This is a genomic window from Shinella sp. GW821-FHT10F02 (genome assembly GCF_058809275.1).
On the sequence record NZ_JBXASL010000013.1, the window covers coordinates 1 to 17,396 of the forward strand.

17 protein-coding genes are annotated in these 17,396 nt (G+C 57.9%); 10 read left to right on the forward strand and 7 right to left on the reverse strand.

Going from position 1 to position 17,396, the window contains the following annotated elements:
• Window positions 1–122 precede the first annotated feature (122 nt).
• The 4 genes from bktB to AC1RWL_RS30360 form a co-directional block, all read right to left on the reverse strand.
• A complete protein-coding gene (gene bktB, locus AC1RWL_RS30345) occupies window positions 123–1,301 on the reverse strand; it encodes a beta-ketothiolase BktB (RefSeq protein WP_493097278.1) in 1,179 nt (392 codons plus the stop codon).
• 112 nt (window positions 1,302–1,413) lie between these two features.
• On the reverse strand, window positions 1,414–2,136 hold the full coding sequence (locus AC1RWL_RS30350) for a GntR family transcriptional regulator (RefSeq protein WP_493097277.1): 723 nt from the start codon (window positions 2,134–2,136) through the stop codon (window positions 1,414–1,416).
• Window positions 2,137–2,189: 53 nt separating this feature from the next.
• Window positions 2,190–2,543, reverse strand: coding sequence for a RidA family protein (locus tag AC1RWL_RS30355; protein WP_493097276.1), 354 nt, complete (start codon window positions 2,541–2,543; stop codon window positions 2,190–2,192).
• 11 nt (window positions 2,544–2,554) lie between these two features.
• Window positions 2,555–3,856 (reverse strand): D-amino acid dehydrogenase, encoded by a 1,302-nt coding sequence (locus tag AC1RWL_RS30360; protein ID WP_493097275.1) that lies wholly within the window; start codon window positions 3,854–3,856, stop codon window positions 2,555–2,557.
• A 268-nt stretch (window positions 3,857–4,124) separates the two neighbouring features.
• Here AC1RWL_RS30360 and AC1RWL_RS30365 point away from each other — a divergent pair, with 268 nt between their 5' ends.
• The 7 genes from AC1RWL_RS30365 (at window position 4,125) to AC1RWL_RS30395 (ending at window position 11,059) form a co-directional block, all read left to right on the forward strand.
• Window positions 4,125–5,216, forward strand: a complete 1,092-nt coding sequence (locus AC1RWL_RS30365; RefSeq protein WP_493097274.1) for an ABC transporter substrate-binding protein — start codon at window positions 4,125–4,127, stop codon at window positions 5,214–5,216.
• Window positions 5,217–5,292: 76 nt separating this feature from the next.
• Window positions 5,293–6,186, forward strand: a complete 894-nt coding sequence (locus AC1RWL_RS30370; RefSeq protein ID WP_493097273.1) for a branched-chain amino acid ABC transporter permease — start codon at window positions 5,293–5,295, stop codon at window positions 6,184–6,186.
• On the forward strand, window positions 6,179–7,072 hold the full coding sequence (locus AC1RWL_RS30375; RefSeq protein WP_493097272.1) for a branched-chain amino acid ABC transporter permease: 894 nt from the start codon (window positions 6,179–6,181) through the stop codon (window positions 7,070–7,072). Before AC1RWL_RS30370 ends, AC1RWL_RS30375 begins: the two co-directional genes overlap by 8 nt.
• Window positions 7,065–7,823: an ABC transporter ATP-binding protein gene (locus tag AC1RWL_RS30380; protein WP_493097271.1), complete on the forward strand. Its 759-nt coding sequence runs from the start codon at window positions 7,065–7,067 to the stop codon at window positions 7,821–7,823. The genes AC1RWL_RS30375 and AC1RWL_RS30380 overlap by 8 nt, the downstream gene beginning before the upstream one ends.
• On the forward strand, window positions 7,820–8,542 hold the full coding sequence (locus AC1RWL_RS30385) for an ABC transporter ATP-binding protein (RefSeq protein ID WP_493097270.1): 723 nt from the start codon (window positions 7,820–7,822) through the stop codon (window positions 8,540–8,542). Before AC1RWL_RS30380 ends, AC1RWL_RS30385 begins: the two co-directional genes overlap by 4 nt.
• Window positions 8,543–8,583: 41 nt before the next feature.
• The gene (locus AC1RWL_RS30390) at window positions 8,584–9,381 is read left to right on the forward strand and encodes a maleate cis-trans isomerase family protein (RefSeq protein ID WP_493097269.1); all 798 of its coding nucleotides are present in this window, start codon (window positions 8,584–8,586) and stop codon (window positions 9,379–9,381) included.
• 46 nt (window positions 9,382–9,427) lie between these two features.
• Window positions 9,428–11,059, forward strand: coding sequence for an FAD-dependent oxidoreductase (locus tag AC1RWL_RS30395; RefSeq protein WP_493097268.1), 1,632 nt, complete (start codon window positions 9,428–9,430; stop codon window positions 11,057–11,059).
• 16 nt (window positions 11,060–11,075) lie between these two features.
• On the opposite strand, the gene AC1RWL_RS30400 is transcribed toward AC1RWL_RS30395, so the two are convergent.
• The gene (locus AC1RWL_RS30400; protein WP_493097267.1) at window positions 11,076–11,795 is read right to left on the reverse strand and encodes a TetR/AcrR family transcriptional regulator; all 720 of its coding nucleotides are present in this window, start codon (window positions 11,793–11,795) and stop codon (window positions 11,076–11,078) included.
• A 159-nt stretch (window positions 11,796–11,954) separates the two neighbouring features.
• On the opposite strand from AC1RWL_RS30400, the gene AC1RWL_RS30405 reads away from it, so the two are divergent.
• The 3 genes from AC1RWL_RS30405 to AC1RWL_RS30415 all read left to right on the forward strand — a co-directional run bounded on the left by AC1RWL_RS30405 (window position 11,955) and on the right by AC1RWL_RS30415 (window position 15,091).
• Window positions 11,955–12,710 carry an SDR family NAD(P)-dependent oxidoreductase gene (locus tag AC1RWL_RS30405; RefSeq protein ID WP_493097266.1) on the forward strand — a complete coding sequence of 252 codons (756 nt, stop codon included), beginning with the start codon at window positions 11,955–11,957 and terminating at the stop codon, window positions 12,708–12,710.
• 80 nt (window positions 12,711–12,790) lie between these two features.
• Window positions 12,791–14,011 carry an acyl-CoA dehydrogenase family protein gene (locus tag AC1RWL_RS30410; protein ID WP_493097265.1) on the forward strand — a complete coding sequence of 407 codons (1,221 nt, stop codon included), beginning with the start codon at window positions 12,791–12,793 and terminating at the stop codon, window positions 14,009–14,011.
• Between the two features lie 12 nt (window positions 14,012–14,023).
• Entirely contained in the window at window positions 14,024–15,091 is a 1,068-nt protein-coding gene (locus tag AC1RWL_RS30415; protein ID WP_493097264.1) for a phosphotransferase family protein, read from the forward strand.
• Between the two features lie 21 nt (window positions 15,092–15,112).
• Here the strand turns inward: AC1RWL_RS30415 and AC1RWL_RS30420 are convergent, their stop codons facing one another.
• On the reverse strand, window positions 15,113–15,832 hold the full coding sequence (locus AC1RWL_RS30420; RefSeq protein ID WP_493097263.1) for a GntR family transcriptional regulator: 720 nt from the start codon (window positions 15,830–15,832) through the stop codon (window positions 15,113–15,115).
• 181 nt (window positions 15,833–16,013) lie between these two features.
• The gene (gene lpdA, locus AC1RWL_RS30425) at window positions 16,014–17,396 is read right to left on the reverse strand and encodes a dihydrolipoyl dehydrogenase (protein ID WP_493097262.1); all 1,383 of its coding nucleotides are present in this window, start codon (window positions 17,394–17,396) and stop codon (window positions 16,014–16,016) included.

Consider the following 17,396-nt stretch of genomic DNA (forward strand, 5'->3'; position numbering starts at 1 on the left):
GCGGAAGCCGCCAAGAAGGTCGAGCAGGAGTATTCGGCCATTACCGAAGGGGAGCGCAGCCCCAAATGGGTGGAAGGCCAAAGCATCCGCCTGCTACTGTTTTGCCAGTCGGTTGCTGCGCTCTAGACGCGCTGGAAAATCGCAGCGATACCCTGTCCCCCGCCGATGCACATCGTGACCAATCCGTACTTGGCGCCTGTACGCTGCATTTCGTATACAAGCTTGACGGTATTGATCGCACCGGTAGCGCCGATCGGGTGGCCGAGAGCGATGCCGGATCCGTTTGGATTGACCTTTCTCGGGTCGAATTGAAGTTCTTTCGCGACAGCGCATGCCTGCGCGGCAAAGGCTTCGTTCGCCTCAATGATATCTATGTCGTCTAGGGTTAGTCCGCCTTTTTGCAGTGCGACCTGTGTCGCAGTGACTGGTCCTATACCCATATGAGCAGGGTCGACGCCGGTAAATGCATAGCTGACGAGCCGTGCCATTGGTTTGAGGTCGAGCCGTTCGATCACCTTGCCGCCAACAAGCACCAGAGCGGCCGCGCCGTCATTGATTCCCGACGCGTTTCCAGCCGTTACGCTTCCGCCTTCACGAAACGCTGGCCTCAGTTTCTCAAAATCCGTGAGCACAGCGTTACGACGGACGTGCTCGTCGGTTCTAATCGAGACTTCCTTTCCCTTTTGCCGTGTTTTGACTTCGACGATTTGACCGTCGAAATAACCCGCATCGATAGCGTGGGATGCCCTGCGATGGCTCTCCAAAGCCAGCGCATCCTGTTCCGCGCGCGCTACATTGTATTTCTGTGCCACATTCTCGGCGGTAACGCCCATGTGGATTCGGCCGAAGGGATCGGTAAGGGAGCCAAGCAGCATATCCGTCGAGGTACAATCGCCAAGGCGCATTCCCCAACGGGCCTGGCTGAGGATGTAGGGCGCGCGGCTCATTGACTCTGCGCCACCGGCAAGCGCAATTTGCGCGTCCCCGAGCATAATTCCTTGAGACGCTGACAGGATTGCCTGCAATCCCGATCCACAAAGGCGGTTCACTGTGAGTGCGCCGGCGCTGTGAGGAACGCCCGCTTCAACGGCTATCACTCGAGAAATATAGGGGTCCCGTGTCTCCGTCTGGATGACTTGGCCGAATACCGAATGCTCCACCTCTGCGCCATCCAGGCCAGCACGCCTCAGCGCTTCGCGGGCAACGACTGTGCCAAGGTCTATCGGCGTAACATCCTTTAGCGAGCCTCCGAAAGAACCGATAGCCGTTCTGGCCGCGCCGGCAATGTAAACGTCCGTCATGGGATTTCCTTCTAAAATAGCGAGCGTTCGCTTTTTAATTTCGGATAGTCATCGGCGTCCTGCCCGAGTCCATTCGCGCTTCGCGTTGGGTTCGGTCGCAGTCTCCAATGGTTTATGCGGTGCGCAAGAATATCCGCGCCAGGCCGTCCTTCACAGACGCCATGGCGTCCGTGGCGCTCATCCTGATATGCTCGTACATCAAAATGCCGGCTTCTTCGCCCTTGCGCTTCGACAATGCATCCGCAATGTCTGTGTGCTCGGTATATGTCGTCGATCGACGGCGACGCTTTTCGATTTCAATTTCTCGAACGAACCGAATGCGCGCGTTAATCCCTTGAATCATACGGGAAAGCTCGGGATTACCGGACATTTGCGCTATCCTCATATGGAACTCTTCATCTTTGTCCGTCAGCTCTATGCTCGAATAGGAATCCGCTCGATCTGCGACGGCATGCCACCAGGAAGCAAGACCAAGAAGTTCGTCAAGCGGAGCGTGTTCCGCGGCGAGCTGGACCGCTTTCTGTTCCAGAAATCCGCGCACGTCGGACAGGTGCACGATCTGTTCGACATCAAGTCCGCGACAAAAGAAGCCCCTGCTTGGCTGAAAGGTGATCAATCCTTCTGTTACCAACCGCTGCAGGGACTCCCGCACGGGACTGCGGCTGACATTCAAACGCGTCGCAAGTTCGACTTCGTTAATTCGCTCGTTCGGCCTGAAGTCATAGCTCACGGCCATCCGGCGTACTTCCTCGTAAACACGCTCGCCAGTCGGTGTACGCTTTTGCACGGTTGCCGGAACCATATTGGAGAACGACTTCTTCTTGTTTTGTGGCATTTCTCTTCGAAGCCTTGACGCGAAAGGGGCGCATTCCGCGCCCCTTGTAGCACTCAGATTCCGGCAATAACAGCAATTTCAACCGTATATTGCGGCGCCGCGAGCTTCGATTCAACGCATGCCCTTGCAGGCGTGTTGCCCGGCGCGACCCAGGCGTCCCAGACTTCGTTCATTTCGCTGAACGTTGCGATATCGGTGAGCCAGATCGATGCTGACAGAATCTTTGATTTGTCGGTTCCGGCTTCCGCGAGAAGCTCATCGGTCTTTGCTAAAATATCCTTCGTCTGATCCGCTACGGACGCACCCGGTGCGCGCAGGGCGACCTGGCCGGCGAGAAACACGAGGTTGCCGTAAACGACAGCTTGAGACATCCGGTTGCCGGGCACGATGCGTTTGATATCGGTCACGTTATTTCCTTTCAATGTGAAACATGGAGCTTACTGACGTCACCGGCGGTCGGTCCCGAGGAGAGGGATTCTGCCGGAACGATTCCATCAAGTGGAATGGGTGGGGTGCGGCCCGCGATGAGGTCCGCGATGATGCGCGCCGAACCGTGCGACATAGTCCAGCCGATGTGGCCGTGGCCGGTGTTCAGCCAAAGATTGCTGAGGTGTCGCCGCCCGAGGACAGGGAGGTTGTCGGGCGTCATGGGACGCAATCCGGCCCACATTTCTGCCCTGTCGTAGGCAATGCCGCGCGGATATAGCTCCTGGGCGACGCGCTTCATGAACGCGAAATCGGCCGGTTTGTGGCCGCGATTGTAGCCAGCGAACTCCGCCGTTGCAGTTACGCGAATTCGGTCTCCCATCGGGGTAATACCAACGAGATTGTGCTCATCGAGAACGGGCAGTTTCGGTGCGGCGTCCCGATCGGTAATCGGTATGGTCAGCGAATAGCCCTTGATGGGGTAGATCGGCAATGAAAGGCTTATCTTCCGAGCCAGGATCGGGCTCTCGGAACCGAGACAAAGAACATAGGCGTCGGCGGTTAGGTCTCCGCGGGTTGTACGAACCGCGCGAATAACGTCTCCTTGACGGTCGAAGCCGGTGACGTTCGTTCCGGTCAGGATCTTGCCGCCTCGGCTTGCGACGACATTGGCAAGCGCGCGCGTGAACTTTGCGGAATCACCAGTTTCGTCCGTTGGGCAGAGAATCCCGCCGGCGATCTTTCCGCGGGACGAGGCAAGTGCAGGTTCGCGCCGGATGATCTCGCTTTCATCGATAACGCGGATTTCCTGCCCGTCTTCCTGGAGAAGGCGCATGTTCGCGGCGCCGCGATCGAGCGCCGCCTTGCTGCGATGGAAATACAGAATTCCCTGATCGGTTCGATCGTAGGAGATGCCTTCATCTCGTACGACTTCCTGCAGCACGCGCTGGGAATGAACCGCCAAACGATGTTTGAGCAGCGTGTTCTTCTTCGCCTTTGAGGCCGTGCATTCCAACAGGAACTTCAGGGACCAGGTGTAGAGGTGGGGATCTGTCGAAAGGCGGAAACGGAGCGCCTGGTCCTTCAGAACGAGTGATTTCATCAAGATTTTGGGCGCGGCGGGCGACGACCACACGAAGGAGTGGCCAGGTGCGATCATACCAGCGTTGCCCCAGCTCGCACCTTCGGCCAGAGAGGTCTCCCGGTCGACGATCGTAACGTCGTGTCCGTCCTTTTGAAGCTGATATGCGGTTGTGACGCCGACCACGCCGCCGCCCAATATCAACGCCCTCATCTGAATCCCTTTCTGCTTTTAATTCTGTCGACAGTAATGCGCTAATCCGCCGAAAGTCAAACTGGAAACGCAAATTCACCGCCGTTGCGCCTTCGCCATTTCACCGCGAAGGAGCATCTCGCATGACGAGGTTCGCGAATAACCACCAAAATTCCTGCAAAATCCGCGAGTTCAACGAAAGTCGTTTTCTGCCGCTTGACATAATCCAGCTTTGTTTATTGTACTGTCGACAGAAACAACTTTCATCAACCAAAAAAGGGGAACCACGATGAAAAGACTGTTGACCTACGCAATCCTCGTCGCCGGCCTTGCAGGTTCGGCTCATGCCAAGGACGTGACGATTGGTGCGATCATTCCCTTGTCGGGCGCCAGCGCCACGCAGGGTGAAGATCAGCGTCGTGGGATGGAGCTCGCTCTTGAAAAGATCAACGCGAATGGGGGCGTGCTCGGCGGCAAGCTGGCGATCATCACCGAAGACTCGGCCGGACGCGCTCCGACCGCGCTCGACGCAGCCAAGAAGCTCGTCACCGTCGACAACGTACCGGTCCTGATCGGCGAATTTTCATCCGGGATCACCATTCCGGTTGGGGAATACATCGCCCAGCAGAATAAGGTTCATTTGAACGTCGCCAGTACCAGTATCGACGTCCGCAAGATCAAAGGGGACTTCTACAGCGTGATCGGCCTTGACGATGTCTCCGGCTCGTTCTCGGCGCAGGACGCGATCGACCGCGGCGCCAAGAAGGTGGCTGTCATTGCCCCGAACAACGCGTATGGCCAAGGTATTGCTGATGCCTTCGCGAAGAAGTTCAAGGAGTTGGGCGGCGAGGTCGCTGCCTCCATTATGTACACGGAGGGGCAGACCAGCTACCGGCGCGAATTGCAGCAACTCGAGAAAAGCGCGCCCGACATGTACGTCTATACGGCATACGGGAAGGAATCGGCGACCATCAACCGCGAGGCATTCGAACTAGGCCTCACGGACACGCCCTGGTATGCCATGTATATTACCATGTGCACCGCCGACAGCGATCCGAAGTACATCGAGGGCCAGATCGGAATGGACCTGAACTACGTTGGTCCTTCCGGCGCCGATTACCAGGCGGCCTACCAGAAGCAATATAGCGGCGACTTCCTTTCGACCTTTAACGGCTTCGCCTACGATGCCGTTATGATGGCCGCGGCGGCCATCAACAAGGCTCAGTCGGATGATCCGGCCGCGATTGCTTCTGCCCTGGCCGAGATCGGCAAGAAGTACGATGGCGTCACCGGTGAAATCGCATTCGACAACGAGCGGCAGCGTGTGACGCAGCCCTATCTGAAGCTGAAGATCGCTTCTGGAAAGGTTGCAGCGAATTAAACGTCAGCAGAGGGCAGGCGACCGTCGTCGTCTGCCCTCGTTTCGTGGCCTGCATCTCTTTCTGGAAAGCAAAATCATGTTTCAGTTTGCCGTCGATGTCGCCCTGCGGGCGTGCGACCTTATGCTGATTGCCGTGGGAATGAGCGCGGTTTACTCGCTGATGAAATTCCCCAACATCGCCCTCGCACAATATGCTGCGATGGGCGCGTTCCTGGCAATTGTGCTACAAAGAGCCGGCATTCCTCTGGTCGTCTCGAGCCTCGCCGCGGTTTTGATTGTCGGGATAATTGCGGTTTTGCTCAACCGCATCCTCTTCGAAAGGATGCTGGCGATCGGTTCGTCGACCGCGATGATCGGCTCACTCGCGGTCAGCATGGTCATCTCAGCCGTATTCCTGGTGATCATCGGCCCAAGCCCCGCGCGCTTCGATCTGGAAATCACGCGACCGTTTCGCATTTTCGGGGCGCGGATCACAGAGCACCAGATCGTTTCGCTTGGAATTACGGCAGCCGCCATTTCCGTGTTCGCCATCCTCCTGTTCAGGACCGATCTCGGGCGTTGTATGAGGGCGACGGCGACAAACAACCTTTTGGCCGATGCGACCGGCATTGACACGGGCAAGACCAAAACCGCGGTCGTTGCCATCAGCGCATGCCTCGCCGCCCTCGGAGGAATCATCATCACCATGAAGGGTGAGGTCAATATCCAGACGGGCCTTGATCTTCTTCTGCCCGTGTTCTCCGCGGCGATCCTCGGAGGCCTTGGAAATCCGCTCGGTGCGGTCTGCGGCGCCATTGTGATCGCCATGGCCGAGACCCTGATCACGAACGTCAACTTTGGGCCCATGCTCGGCAAGGATCTCGTCTTTCTGCCCGCTGCCTATGCGACGGCCGGATCGTTTGTGATCCTCGTCCTAACCCTTTTGTGGCGTCCGCGTGGGCTCTTCATCAGCGAGGTGAAGCGTGTTTGACTTTCTCATCCATGTCCTGATCATGTGCTGCCTCTACAGCATGCTGGCGCTCAGTCTGAACCTTCAAGTCGGTTTTGGCGGTTTGATGAACTTCGGCCAAATTGCGTTGTTTGGCTGCGGAGCCTATGGCGCGGCCCTTGCCTATAAATATGATCTGGGATTTGCATCGGGTATTCTGATTGCTGTCGGCTTGTCGGCATTTGTTTCCTGGGCGTTTGCCGGCATCGGCCGCAATCTCCAATCCGACTACTGGGGTATCGCAACGCTTGCGCTTGCCGAGGTCATTCGCACCATCGTCACCAATGAAGGATGGCTCACCGGTGGCGCGCAGGGGATCAGTGGGATCAAACCTCTTCTGCCAGAGCTTTCGGGGCGAAATCAGCAACTTGGTAATCTCGCGATCTGCGGCATCGTGCTGCTCGTGGCTCTGTTTGCATCAACGCGTCTGACGAAGAGCAGATACGGTCTAGGGCTGAAAATGATGCGTGAGGAGCCGCAACTTGCGCAGTCCCTCGGTTACGACATTATGTCGCTGAAGCGCCGCTGCATGATCTTTTCCGGATTCATCGCTGCTGCAGCAGGTTTTATTTTCGCCCACTATATCACGTTCGTCGGACCAGATCAGATGTTCAGCTCGGAGACGTTCTTGATCTGGGCGATGATCGTCATCGGTGGATTGGGCAATCACTACGGAGCTGTCTTCGGCGCATTCTTACTTCAGTTCATCTTTGCCTTCATCCCGTTCGTTAAGGATATGCTCGGATTGCCGACCGAGTTCGTCGCCGCCATGAGGCTTATGCTGATCGGGGGCGGGCTGATCGGCTTCATCCTTTGGCGCCGCACTGGACTGTTTCCGGAAAAAGTCGGAGGGCGTGCCAATGCCTGAACCCGTTCTGAAAATCTCCGGGGTCGCAAAATCCTATGGTGCAAATCAGGTGTTGAAAGACATCGATCTGGAGGTTGGCACCCAGGAGATCGTCGGTCTGCTTGGACCTAACGGTTGTGGGAAGAGTACTCTCCTCAATCTGGCGAGCGGCTTTGCACGGGCAGATGCCGGGTCGATCATTTTTGCTGGTCGCGATATCACCGCGTGGGGAGTTGAGAAGATCGCCCAAGCGGGGCTGGTACGAACGTTTCAGCTACCCTCGATGCCTCACCGGATGACCGTCTCGGAGGTTTTGCGCGCCGCGGATTCCCGTGGTGCCCATTTGACAGCGATGTTCGCACCGGATCGGACATCGGTACAAGAAGTTGACGCGCTCCTTGAGGAGCTGTCGCTCTCCCATGTTCGCGATCTGTCAGCCGGCTCTCTTTCCGGGGGCCAGAAGAAGTTGCTGTCAATCGCCTTGGCTCTTCGCTCGAACCCGAAGCTCATCTGCCTCGACGAGCCGACGGCCGGTGTGCACCCAAACCTGCGGCACAGCATGGTGCAGCTCCTGCGCCGGGTGAGCCAGCGCGGTATCTCGCTGCTGATCGTAGAGCACGACATGCACTTCATTCGTGAGCTCTGTAGCCGATGCGTCGTTCTGGATCGGGGAGAGGTAATTGCGAACTGTGCGCCCGCTTCACTGACTTCAAACGAACGCGTCGTTGAGGCGTACCTTGGTAGCGCAAGAGATAAAGGGGCTATTGCATGATCGAGGTTCAGGGCGTGCGCGCCGGATATGGAGACGGTCCCGATATCCTCAACGGAATCAACCTGGTCGCCGATGCGGGAAAGATCGTAACGATCCTCGGCCCCAACGGATGCGGCAAGTCGACCTTGTTGAAGTGCATCGCCGGTTTCGTGAGGCCGAGAGCCGGCGATGTAAGAATGTCGGGCACGGCGGTGACGAATCTCAAGGCGCACGAGAAGGTGCGATCCCATGGCGTCGGTTTCGTGCCGCAAACCGACAACGTCTTCTCGACGATGTCAGTAACCGAAAATATCATGTTGGGCGCACGTCTAGTTGAAAGAGCGGAGCGGGAGCAACGTTTTGAAGCTCTCTTGATGCAGTACCCATCATTGGCGGCAAAAAAGAACCGTAAGGCTTCCGCCCTTTCGGGGGGAGAACGCCAGCTTCTCTCGCTTGCCAGGGCGCTGATCTCAAAGCCAAAAATTCTTCTGCTCGATGAACCCTCCGCCGGTCTGTCTCCGCGGATGATGCATGAGGTCTTCGAGGCGATCAGCGAGATCCGCACGCGCGAAGGGATTTGCATCCTGATGGTCGAGCAAAACGCCTTTGAGGCGCTCCACATCTCCGACACTGCCTATGTGCTGTCGCTCGGCGATGTCGCGATGCAGGGCAAGGCCTCGAATCTCCTGGCAGACCCGGCAATGCGATCACTTTATCTCGGCGGCGATGCACCGCACTGACACATGACTCTCCCGTTGAAAGAATTGAAGGAACTTCCCGAATGTCCGAAGCCGCATTGAAGTACCAGGACACCCTAGTCACCAATATGGAAAACATCCCGTTCGAGCTTGACAAAGGCATCGGCACACGTGCCAATCTCGGCCTTTTGGTCCTGCGCACGGACCAGACGATCGAAGACGAGTTCCGCTACGCGATGCCTGATAAGGGCGTTGCCCTCTACGAGGCGCGGTTGTTCAGCGAGGTCGAAATCACGCCGCCCAACCTTCGTAAGATGTATGACGAGATCCCAAGAACGGTTGGCTTGCTGCCAGACGTTCAGTTCGACGTGATCGGCTTCGCATGCACGTCGGGCTCGCTGGTGATTGGGGAGGATGTAATCGAGACGCGCGTTCAGGAAAGCATGCCCGGCGTCAAGGTCACCAATCCGGTCACGGCCGCGCGCGCTGCGCTCGAAGCACTTGGCGTGAAACGGATCGCTCTTCTCACGCCTTATCTCGCCAATATCAACCACTCGCTCCGGGCATCGTTGATTGAACGCGGCATGGACATCCCCGTCATGGGCTCCTTCAATGAGCCCGACGACAATCTGGTGGCGCGCATTCGCTCGCAATCCATTGAAAAGGCCATCCTCGAGGTTGGTGGCTCGCAGGACTGCGACGCCGTCTTCGTTTCCTGCACCAGCCTGCGTGTAGCGCGGATCGTCGAGCAGGTTGAAAGGAAACTTGGAAAGCCCGTCACGTCGAGCAATCACGCCTTGGCGTGGCATATGCTTCGTCTTAGCGGCGTGAATGATCCGATCGAGGGGCTCGGCGAGCTGTTCCGGAAACCCCTAAAGTGATGATCATCGTTTTCCGGATCAGCATTTTATGAACATCGAGATGTAGATGAAACAGAATGGTATCGAAACCGATGTCGTGGTGATCGGTTCGGGATCGGCCGCGCTTTCCGCTGCCTTACGAGCTTCTTTCGGCGGTCTGCGGGTCGTCATTCTGGAAAAGGCCGATGTCATCGGAGGAACGACAGCCATGTCGGGTGCTGGGACGTGGATCCCGGCAAACCATCACGCCCGGAATGCAGGACTGGGCGACTCGGTCGAGGAGGCCATTTGCTATCTTCGTGCGGCAGCACCCGGCGCTTGGCGCGAACATGAAGACAAGCTCTGGACAAACTTCGCGACCAATGCGCCCAAGGCTCTGAAATTCATCGAAGACAACACACCGCTGGAATTTGCCTTAACCGAGGAGCCTGATGTGTTCGTCGAAGCTCCGGGCGGCAAGAAGGTCGGTCGGATGCTCTCGCCGAAGCCACTCAGCAAGCACATCCTTGGCAAGTTCAAGAGCAAGATCCGCTCGTCGACACTTCCGCATATCTTCACCTACCAGGAGGTTTACATTGGAGACCTCTATCATCGGCCTATCTGGACCGGCTTCCGGTTCGCCCACAAAGTAGTCTGGCGCTTTCTCACGAAATCGCGCGCGCAAGGCAGCGCTTTGGTGACAGGCCTTCTCAGAGGGTGCCTCGATCACGGGTGCACGATCGAGACCGGCACCCGCGTAATCGAACTCGTCACAAGCCCTGACGGGTTCGCGGTGACCGGCGTTGTCGCTGAAACCGCCGCAGGTCAGCGTCGCTATCAGGCGCTGCGCGGGGTCGTGATTGCGAGCGGTGGCTTCGAATGGAACGAGGAGATGCGAAAGACGTATTTCGCCGGTCCGCTCGACCACCTGGGAAGCCCGCGCACGAACGAGGGCGATGGTCAAAAGATGGCGGCTGCCGTCGGCGCGCAGCTTGCGCATATGGACCAAGCGAATGTCTATCCGACGATGCCCACACGCTATGAGGGGAAACCCCATGGTATTCCTCTCATTTTCCAGGCGGAGCACCATGCGATCGTCGTGAACAAACACGGGCGCCGCTTCGTCAGCGAGTATGATTTCAATATCGGGGAGGCGATCGATAAACGTGATCCCGTTACTGGAGAAGCCGTGCACCTCCCTGCCTGGGTCGTTGCAGACAAGCGTTTTCTCAGCCAGGCGCTTCCATTCCTCTGGTACGCCCGCAAGGCGCCGAACTGGCTCCGCAAAGCGAAGTCTCTCGGCGAACTCGCACAAAAGATCGGTCTGTCAGCCGCCGAGCTTGAGCGAACCGTAGCGCGCTACAACAGCTTTTGCACGACGGGGAAGGATCTGGATTTCGGGCGTGGCGATTCCGAGTGGGAACAGTTCAAGGCCGGAGGCAAGGATGCGGCGCTCGCGGCGGTCGAAAAGGGACCGTTCTACGCAATGCCCTTCAATCGCTCCATCTTGGGAACCAAAGGCGGTGCCCGCACAAACGAGTATGGGCAAGTCGTTCGTGAGGATGGAAGCCTTATTTCCGGGCTATACGCGGCCGGCCTCGCCATGGCGAACCCGATAGGCACCCGTGCCGTCGGTCCCGGGACGACAATCGGCCCGAATCTGACATGGGGTTATATCTGCGGCGAGGCGCTGCTGCGGGACAATCGAGCCCAAGACTAGGCGATCAAGATCGTCGCTATGACGGTGTTTGCCCATCGTCGGGCGTGGCGGCGGTCTTTGGCTGGATGGCTCCGATGATGAAAGCCGTCGCGCCGGCGATATAGCTTTCGATTTGCGTGCCACGTTTTCTGTACTTGCTGCGCTTCACGTACCAGTCTTGCAACACCGGCTTTATCAGCGAGGCGATGAACGTCGGATCTTTCACATCGAATACACCTTTGCTGTTTCCGGCTTCCAGCGCCTGCGCAAACAGCTTCTCCGTCGCGACTTCGCTGTCGGTCGCAAGCTTGCGCGCGACGGCGGGAAAGTATTTCGCCTCCATGAATGCGAACACAAACCATTTGTGCATGGTTTCCGTGAGCCGTAGGTGTGTCTCTATCAGCCATCGCAAATGGGCCATTGGATCTTCGGCAATACCTTTGGGAGGGTCTGACAAGACTTCCGTCGCCGTTGCGGACACTTCCCCCAGGATCATACTGACCAGCGTCTCTTTCGTGTCAAAGTAGGTGTAGAGGCTACCCATGCTCACATTGGCTGCCTTCGAAAGATCGCGCAGGCTCGTACCCTCGAAGCCAAGCTTGTTGGAAAGATCCAGCGTCGCGTCGACGATCAGCGTCAGTTTCGCAAGAGCCACATGCTCTTTTTGAATCTGTATCGTCGCACGGTTTCGCTCGAGGATGCGACGGCAAAGCGCCTCGGTCGAAAAGTCTTGTGGTTTGAAATTGAATCCGGACACGCACACACCCAACTGTGCAAGAAGCTGTCCCGCCTAGCACATTTGGCGCGTGCTTGTAACGCCGTTGGCTTCATCTTTTCATTTGAATCCTATTGCCTTCACGAGAAAAAGCAAATATTAAAAAATCGAGCGCTCGCTCAATTTTTGGAGGGTTGGCCGATGGCTTGGGATGATCTTAAGGGCAAGACAGCGCTGGTCACCGGAGCGTCGAGCGGGTTGGGTAAGCATTTTGCCGGTGTCCTAGCCGGGCTCGGAGTGCACGTCGTTCTGGCGTCCCGCAACGAGGCCGCGCTGCACAACGAGTGCGATGCCATACTTGCCTCGGGCGGGCGAGCTTCCTTCGTGACGATGGACGTTTCGGATCCGGTTTCGGTCGGGCACGCGTTCGAAAATGCCCGCATGCGCTTCGATATCATCGTGAACAATGCAGGGATTAGCGGCGCCGGCCCTGCCTTGGATATCGAGGAATCGGCATGGGACGCGGTTGTCGACACGAACCTCAAAGGCGTGTTTTGCGTGGCTCAGGTCGGCGCAAGGAAAATGCGGGAGGACAAACACGGTGGCAGCATTGTGAATATCGCCTCTATTCTCGGCCTGCGCGTGGCTGGGCAGGTTGCCGCATATACCGCGTCCAAAGCCGCCGTCGTTCAACTCTCGAAGGCTCTCGCGCTCGAATGGGCGCGGTACGGCATCCGGGTAAACGCTTTGTGCCCCGGCTATTTCGAGACCGAACTGAACAAGGAATTCTTTTCTTCCGAAGCCGGGCAGGCGCTGATCAAGCGTATTCCCCAGCGGCGGCTCGGCCGTCTGAAGGAACTCGACGCACCGCTTCTGCTGCTTTGCTCGGACGCCGGCAGCTTCATAACCGGCGCAACTCTAGCGGTCGACGGCGGCCATCTCGTTTCCAGCCTTTAGAAAGCTTCCGCTTTTTTCTTGGCACGCTCTAACTCGATGTTTTGTCGCACTTCCCGGAAACGCTCGAAAGGAAAAACGCTATGGACTTCACGATTTCGAGAGAGCTGGAAGGCCTGCGCGGTCGTATTGCGGAGTTTGTAGCCGGGAATGTTCTGCCGCTCGAAAACAACCCCGAGGCCTATGACGAGCACGGCAATATCTCCGCGAGCCATTTGGGACCTCTCCGCGAAAAGGCGCGCCAAGCTGGTCTCTGGTGCCTGCAACTTCCCCGGCCGGACGGCAGCTTTATCGGCCGTGTCGGCATGGCGGTTTGCTACGAAGAGATGAACCGCTCGATCTTCGGCCCCGTCTTGTTCAACTCGGCTGCCCCCGACGACGGTAACATGATGGTCATGCACCAGCTTTGCCGGCCTGACCAGCGTGAGAAATGGCTGCAACCGATCACCGAGGGGAAGGTACGCTCCGCATTCGCCATGACGGAACCGAGCCCGGGTGGCGGCTCTGATCCTTCGATGATCCGCACCACCGCGAAGAAAGTCGGCAATCGCTACGTGCTTCGTGGTCGGAAGTGGTTCATCACCGGCGCGCAGGAGGCTGCGCATTTTATCGTCATCGCCAGGACTTCTGATGATCCTCGTTCGGGATTGTCCGCGCTGATGTTCCACAAGGATCAGCCCGGTTGGCGGATCGTTCGACGAATACCTATCATGGGACCGGAGGAGCATGGGGGGCATTGCGAAATCGAGTTTGACGGGCTGGAGATTCCCGAAGAGGACCTTCTGCTCGAAGAGGGCAGAGGGCTGAAAGTCACCCAGGTCCGGCTCGGACCGGCGCGTCTCACGCACTGCATGCGATGGCTGGGCCTGTCGAAGCGTGCTGTGGAGATTGCCATGGAATATGCCGAGAGTCGCGAAGGCTTCGGTGTCCGCCTTGCCGACCGCGAGAGCATCCAGATGATGCTCGGGGATCTGGCGATGGGCATCGAGATCGGGCGCCTGCTGGTGATGAAGGCGGCATGGGAACTGGACCAGGGCAGCTTTGCCAAAAAGGAAGTCTCCATGGCCAAGATCCATGTCGCAAACTTGCTCCACAAGGCGGCCGACACCGCGATCCAGATCAACGGCGCCCGCGGATACTCGACGGACACCGTACTGGAGTGGATCTATCGTTATGCGCGGCAGGCGCGCCTGGTCGATGGAGCTGACGAGGTACACAAAATGGTGCTGAACCGTCACCTTGCCGACGAACGGCGCGATTTCTGGCGCTGGGCCTCCCGTGAAGCCCCAGCCACAATCAAGTGACCGGGACGAAAGATGAGCCAAGTTTCAGAAATGCAGGCTGACGCCCAGACAATCGAATTCGACAGGGACAAGCTGCGCGGGTTCCTCGATACCACATTCGGTGCCTCGATGGATTTCAGCTTGGTGCGTGTCAGTGGGGGGCAATCGAATCCGACGTTCTTCATCGATCACGGCGGCAAGCGGATGGTGTTGCGCAAGAAGCCGCCGGGCCAACTCCTTCCCGGCGCCCATGCGATCGAGCGCGAATATCGTGTGATCTCGGCGCTTTCTTCCCAGACTGACGTGCCGGTTCCGGCACCCATCCTTCTTCACGAGGATAGCGAACTTCTCGGAACGCCGTTCTATCTTATGGAGCGTGTTGAAGGCAGGGTCTTTTCCGACTGTGCGCTGCCGGAGATTGCCGCCGAAGAGCGTCAGGATCTCTATTTCGGAATGGCCGAGGCGATGGCGAAGCTGCACGCCATTCATCCCGAGAAGATCGGGCTTTCTGACTTCGGCCGCCCGGGAAACTATTTCGAACGTCAGATCGCTCGCTGGACGAAGCAATGGGTCGAATCTCCAAGCGACCGGATCGCGGCGCTTGATGAACTAGCGCAATGGCTTCCGGCAAACGTGCAAGAGGACGACAGCCGCATTTCGATTGCCCATGGCGATTTCCGTTTGGGAAACATGCTGTTCCACCCGACCGAGCCACGCGTCGTCGCAATCCTCGATTGGGAATTGTCGACCTTGGGGCATCCTCTCGCAGATCTTGGGTTTTGCTGCATGCCTTGGCACACCGCGCCGTCGGAGTATGGCGGGATACTTGATCTGGATCGCGTAACTCTTGGCTTGCCGACGGAACGGCAATTCATCGAGCACTACTATCGGCACGCGATTCCAACGCCACCCTTAAAGCGCTTCCACGTTGCCTTCGCGCTTTTCCGATTTTCTGTCATCTGGGTCGGTATTGCCGATCGTGTTCGGGCAGGCAACGCCGCTGGCCATGACGCGGCCGAGGCGGGGCCACTAGCGGAGAAGTTCGCCCGGCGAGGTCTCGAAGTTGCGACCGGCCGGCAAGATTTCGCGGCGCGGCATTAGAGCATTCGGGTCAAATCATTTTCAACCGGTGCGTCCGAAAAAGATGCGGGCAAGGCCTTCCTTGGTCACTTCGACGGCGTGGGCCGAACTCATGATGATATGCCTCTCAATGAGTGCGCCCCCGACGTCCTCGTCGCGCCGCGTGAGGGCGTCGATGATTGCGGCATGTTCGTCATACGTACTGCCGCGTCGCCGCTTGCTTTCCAGATCGATCACACGAAAAAATCGGATTCGGTCATTTATCTCGCCGATTGCACGAATCATCTCGGAATTCTGGCTCAATTCCACAATCGCGAGGTGAAAGGCTTCGTCGGCGTTGGCGACCTGCGTCCAATCGACCGCACTCATATCGTCGAGTTTTCCGGCGTTGTTTGTCCAGACCGCTGCGGTGGCTGCGATTTCCTTGTCGCTGGCGCGTTGGCATGCCCAACGAAACGCGCCGCGCTCGATCGATGCACGCAATTCGTAGAGAGCCTGCACGCTTTCAGGAGCAAGTTCGCGTGAATAGAACCCTTTGTTCGGCACGAATGTCATGAAACCGTCTCGTACAAGACGGTTGAGGCTTTCGCGTACGGGCGTCCGCGAGCAACCAAGCCTGGCGGCGAGCTCGACTTCGTTCACACGTTCGCCTGGCTTGAAACGATACTCGACCGCAAGTTCCTTGATGGCCTCGTAGACGCGATCTACGACATCGGCCGGACGAGCTGGCTTTTGTGTCTTTACTTGGGTGGGTGATCGCATACCGGAAAGAGCCTCGTTCGGATAGCCGCCTCGATGGAAGCATTGGATTTGGATCGGTTGTATCCAGATTTGTCTTTAACGACACACAAAATCGATGCCAAGTCCGCATTCGCCGGTCATCGTCTTTAGCCCAAGCGCTCGAGGCTGCGAGGTGCCGGCCGTTGGTCGGCCGGCACGATCGTCAGATGTGCAGCGCCTTGCCGAGCGAGCGTAGTGCCGCCTCCTGGAATGCTTCGCTCTGCGTCGGATGAGCGTGGATCGTTTCCGCGACATCCTCCAGGCGGAGCCCCGCTTCGATTGCCAGCGCAAACGTCGCGGACATTTCCGATATGCCCGTCCCCACCGCCTGTATGCCGAGAATAATGTGGTTATCCTTCCGTGCAACGATCCTGACGAACCCGTCCTCGCGCCCTGTGGTCATAGCGCGCCCGTTTGCCTGGAAAGGGAACAGCCCGGTCACGGTCTCCACGTCAGTCGGATCGCCAGGCAAAGCCCCGACGGAGACCACCTCGGGATCCGTGAAGCAGACCGCCGGTATGCATCGCTTGTCCCACTCGCGCCTGTGGCCGGCGACGATCTCGGCGACCATTTCTCCCTGTGCCATTGCACGGTGCGCCAGCATCGGCTCGCCGGTAACGTCGCCGATGGCGAAAACGCCACGCATGGAGGTTCGGCAGGAGCCATCGATTTTAATGAATGGTCCGTTCATCGTCAGCAGCAGGCGTTCAAGACCGAATCCTTGCGTGTGGGGGCGGCGGCCGACGGTGACGAGGATTTTCCGGGCCTCAATGGTTTCTTCCTTACCATCGACTTCCACGATCAAGGTGTCGCCTTGCCCCCGGCCTTTGGCTTTGGCGTTCGTCATGAGGCGAATGCCAAGATGTTCAAGCCGCTGGCTGACAGGGCGAACTAGCTCCTTGTCGTAGATTGGCAGAATCTGCGGTGCCGCCTCGATAACGGTGACCTTGCTTCCAAGCTTCTGGAACGCGATTCCCAGTTCCAGCCCGATATAGCCGCCGCCGACAACGGCTAGTGTTTCGGGGACCGCCTTCAGTGAAAGCGCCTCCTTGGAAGAAATAACATTCTCGTCGAAAGGGAGGAACGGGAGTTCGACCGGAGCCGAGCCTGTCGCGATCACCACATTCTCAGCGGAAATCTGCACCGGGCCATCGGCTGTGTCGACCGCAACGGTCTTTCCGTCGAGAATTCTGGCTTCCCCTTCGATCAGCTTGACCTTCGCCTTCCGGAAAAGGCCCGCGACCCCGGTGTTCAGCCTTTCAACGATCCCATTTTTCCAGTCGATGGTCTTGGCAAGATCGATTGCGACCCCCGAAGCGGAAATCCCGATCGAATGGTCGTCAGTGGAAGAGCGTAGTTTGTAATATTCATCTGCTGCATGGATAATCGCCTTCGATGGGATGCAGCCAACATTCAGGCACGTACCGCCCGGCTTTTGCGAGTCGACCACGATCGTATCGATCCCCAGTTGGCCCGCCCGGATCGCACAGACATATCCGCTGGGGCCTGCGCCGATGACGAGCAGTTTGCAGGATAGCTTGTTCAT

Bases quoted from the DNA above. Each gene is read 5' to 3' on its own strand.
- AC1RWL_RS30410 (WP_493097265.1), top strand. From the start codon at position 12,791: ATGGACTTCACGATTTCGAGAGAGCTGGAAGGCCTGCGCGGTCGTATT.
- AC1RWL_RS30370 (WP_493097273.1), top strand. From the start codon at position 5,293: ATGTTTCAGTTTGCCGTCGATGTCGCCCTGCGGGCGTGCGACCTTATG.
- AC1RWL_RS30365 (WP_493097274.1), top strand. From the start codon at position 4,125: ATGAAAAGACTGTTGACCTACGCAATCCTCGTCGCCGGCCTTGCAGGT.
- AC1RWL_RS30415 (WP_493097264.1), top strand. From the start codon at position 14,024: ATGAGCCAAGTTTCAGAAATGCAGGCTGACGCCCAGACAATCGAATTC.
- AC1RWL_RS30395 (WP_493097268.1), top strand. From the start codon at position 9,428: ATGAAACAGAATGGTATCGAAACCGATGTCGTGGTGATCGGTTCGGGA.
- lpdA (WP_493097262.1), bottom strand. From the start codon at position 17,396: ATGAACAAGCTATCCTGCAAACTGCTCGTCATCGGCGCAGGCCCCAGC.
- AC1RWL_RS30380 (WP_493097271.1), top strand. From the start codon at position 7,065: ATGCCTGAACCCGTTCTGAAAATCTCCGGGGTCGCAAAATCCTATGGT.
- AC1RWL_RS30360 (WP_493097275.1), bottom strand. From the start codon at position 3,856: ATGAGGGCGTTGATATTGGGCGGCGGCGTGGTCGGCGTCACAACCGCA.
- bktB (WP_493097278.1), bottom strand. From the start codon at position 1,301: ATGACGGACGTTTACATTGCCGGCGCGGCCAGAACGGCTATCGGTTCT.
- AC1RWL_RS30385 (WP_493097270.1), top strand. From the start codon at position 7,820: ATGATCGAGGTTCAGGGCGTGCGCGCCGGATATGGAGACGGTCCCGAT.
- AC1RWL_RS30420 (WP_493097263.1), bottom strand. From the start codon at position 15,832: ATGCGATCACCCACCCAAGTAAAGACACAAAAGCCAGCTCGTCCGGCC.
- AC1RWL_RS30390 (WP_493097269.1), top strand. From the start codon at position 8,584: ATGTCCGAAGCCGCATTGAAGTACCAGGACACCCTAGTCACCAATATG.
- AC1RWL_RS30350 (WP_493097277.1), bottom strand. From the start codon at position 2,136: ATGCCACAAAACAAGAAGAAGTCGTTCTCCAATATGGTTCCGGCAACC.
- AC1RWL_RS30405 (WP_493097266.1), top strand. From the start codon at position 11,955: ATGGCTTGGGATGATCTTAAGGGCAAGACAGCGCTGGTCACCGGAGCG.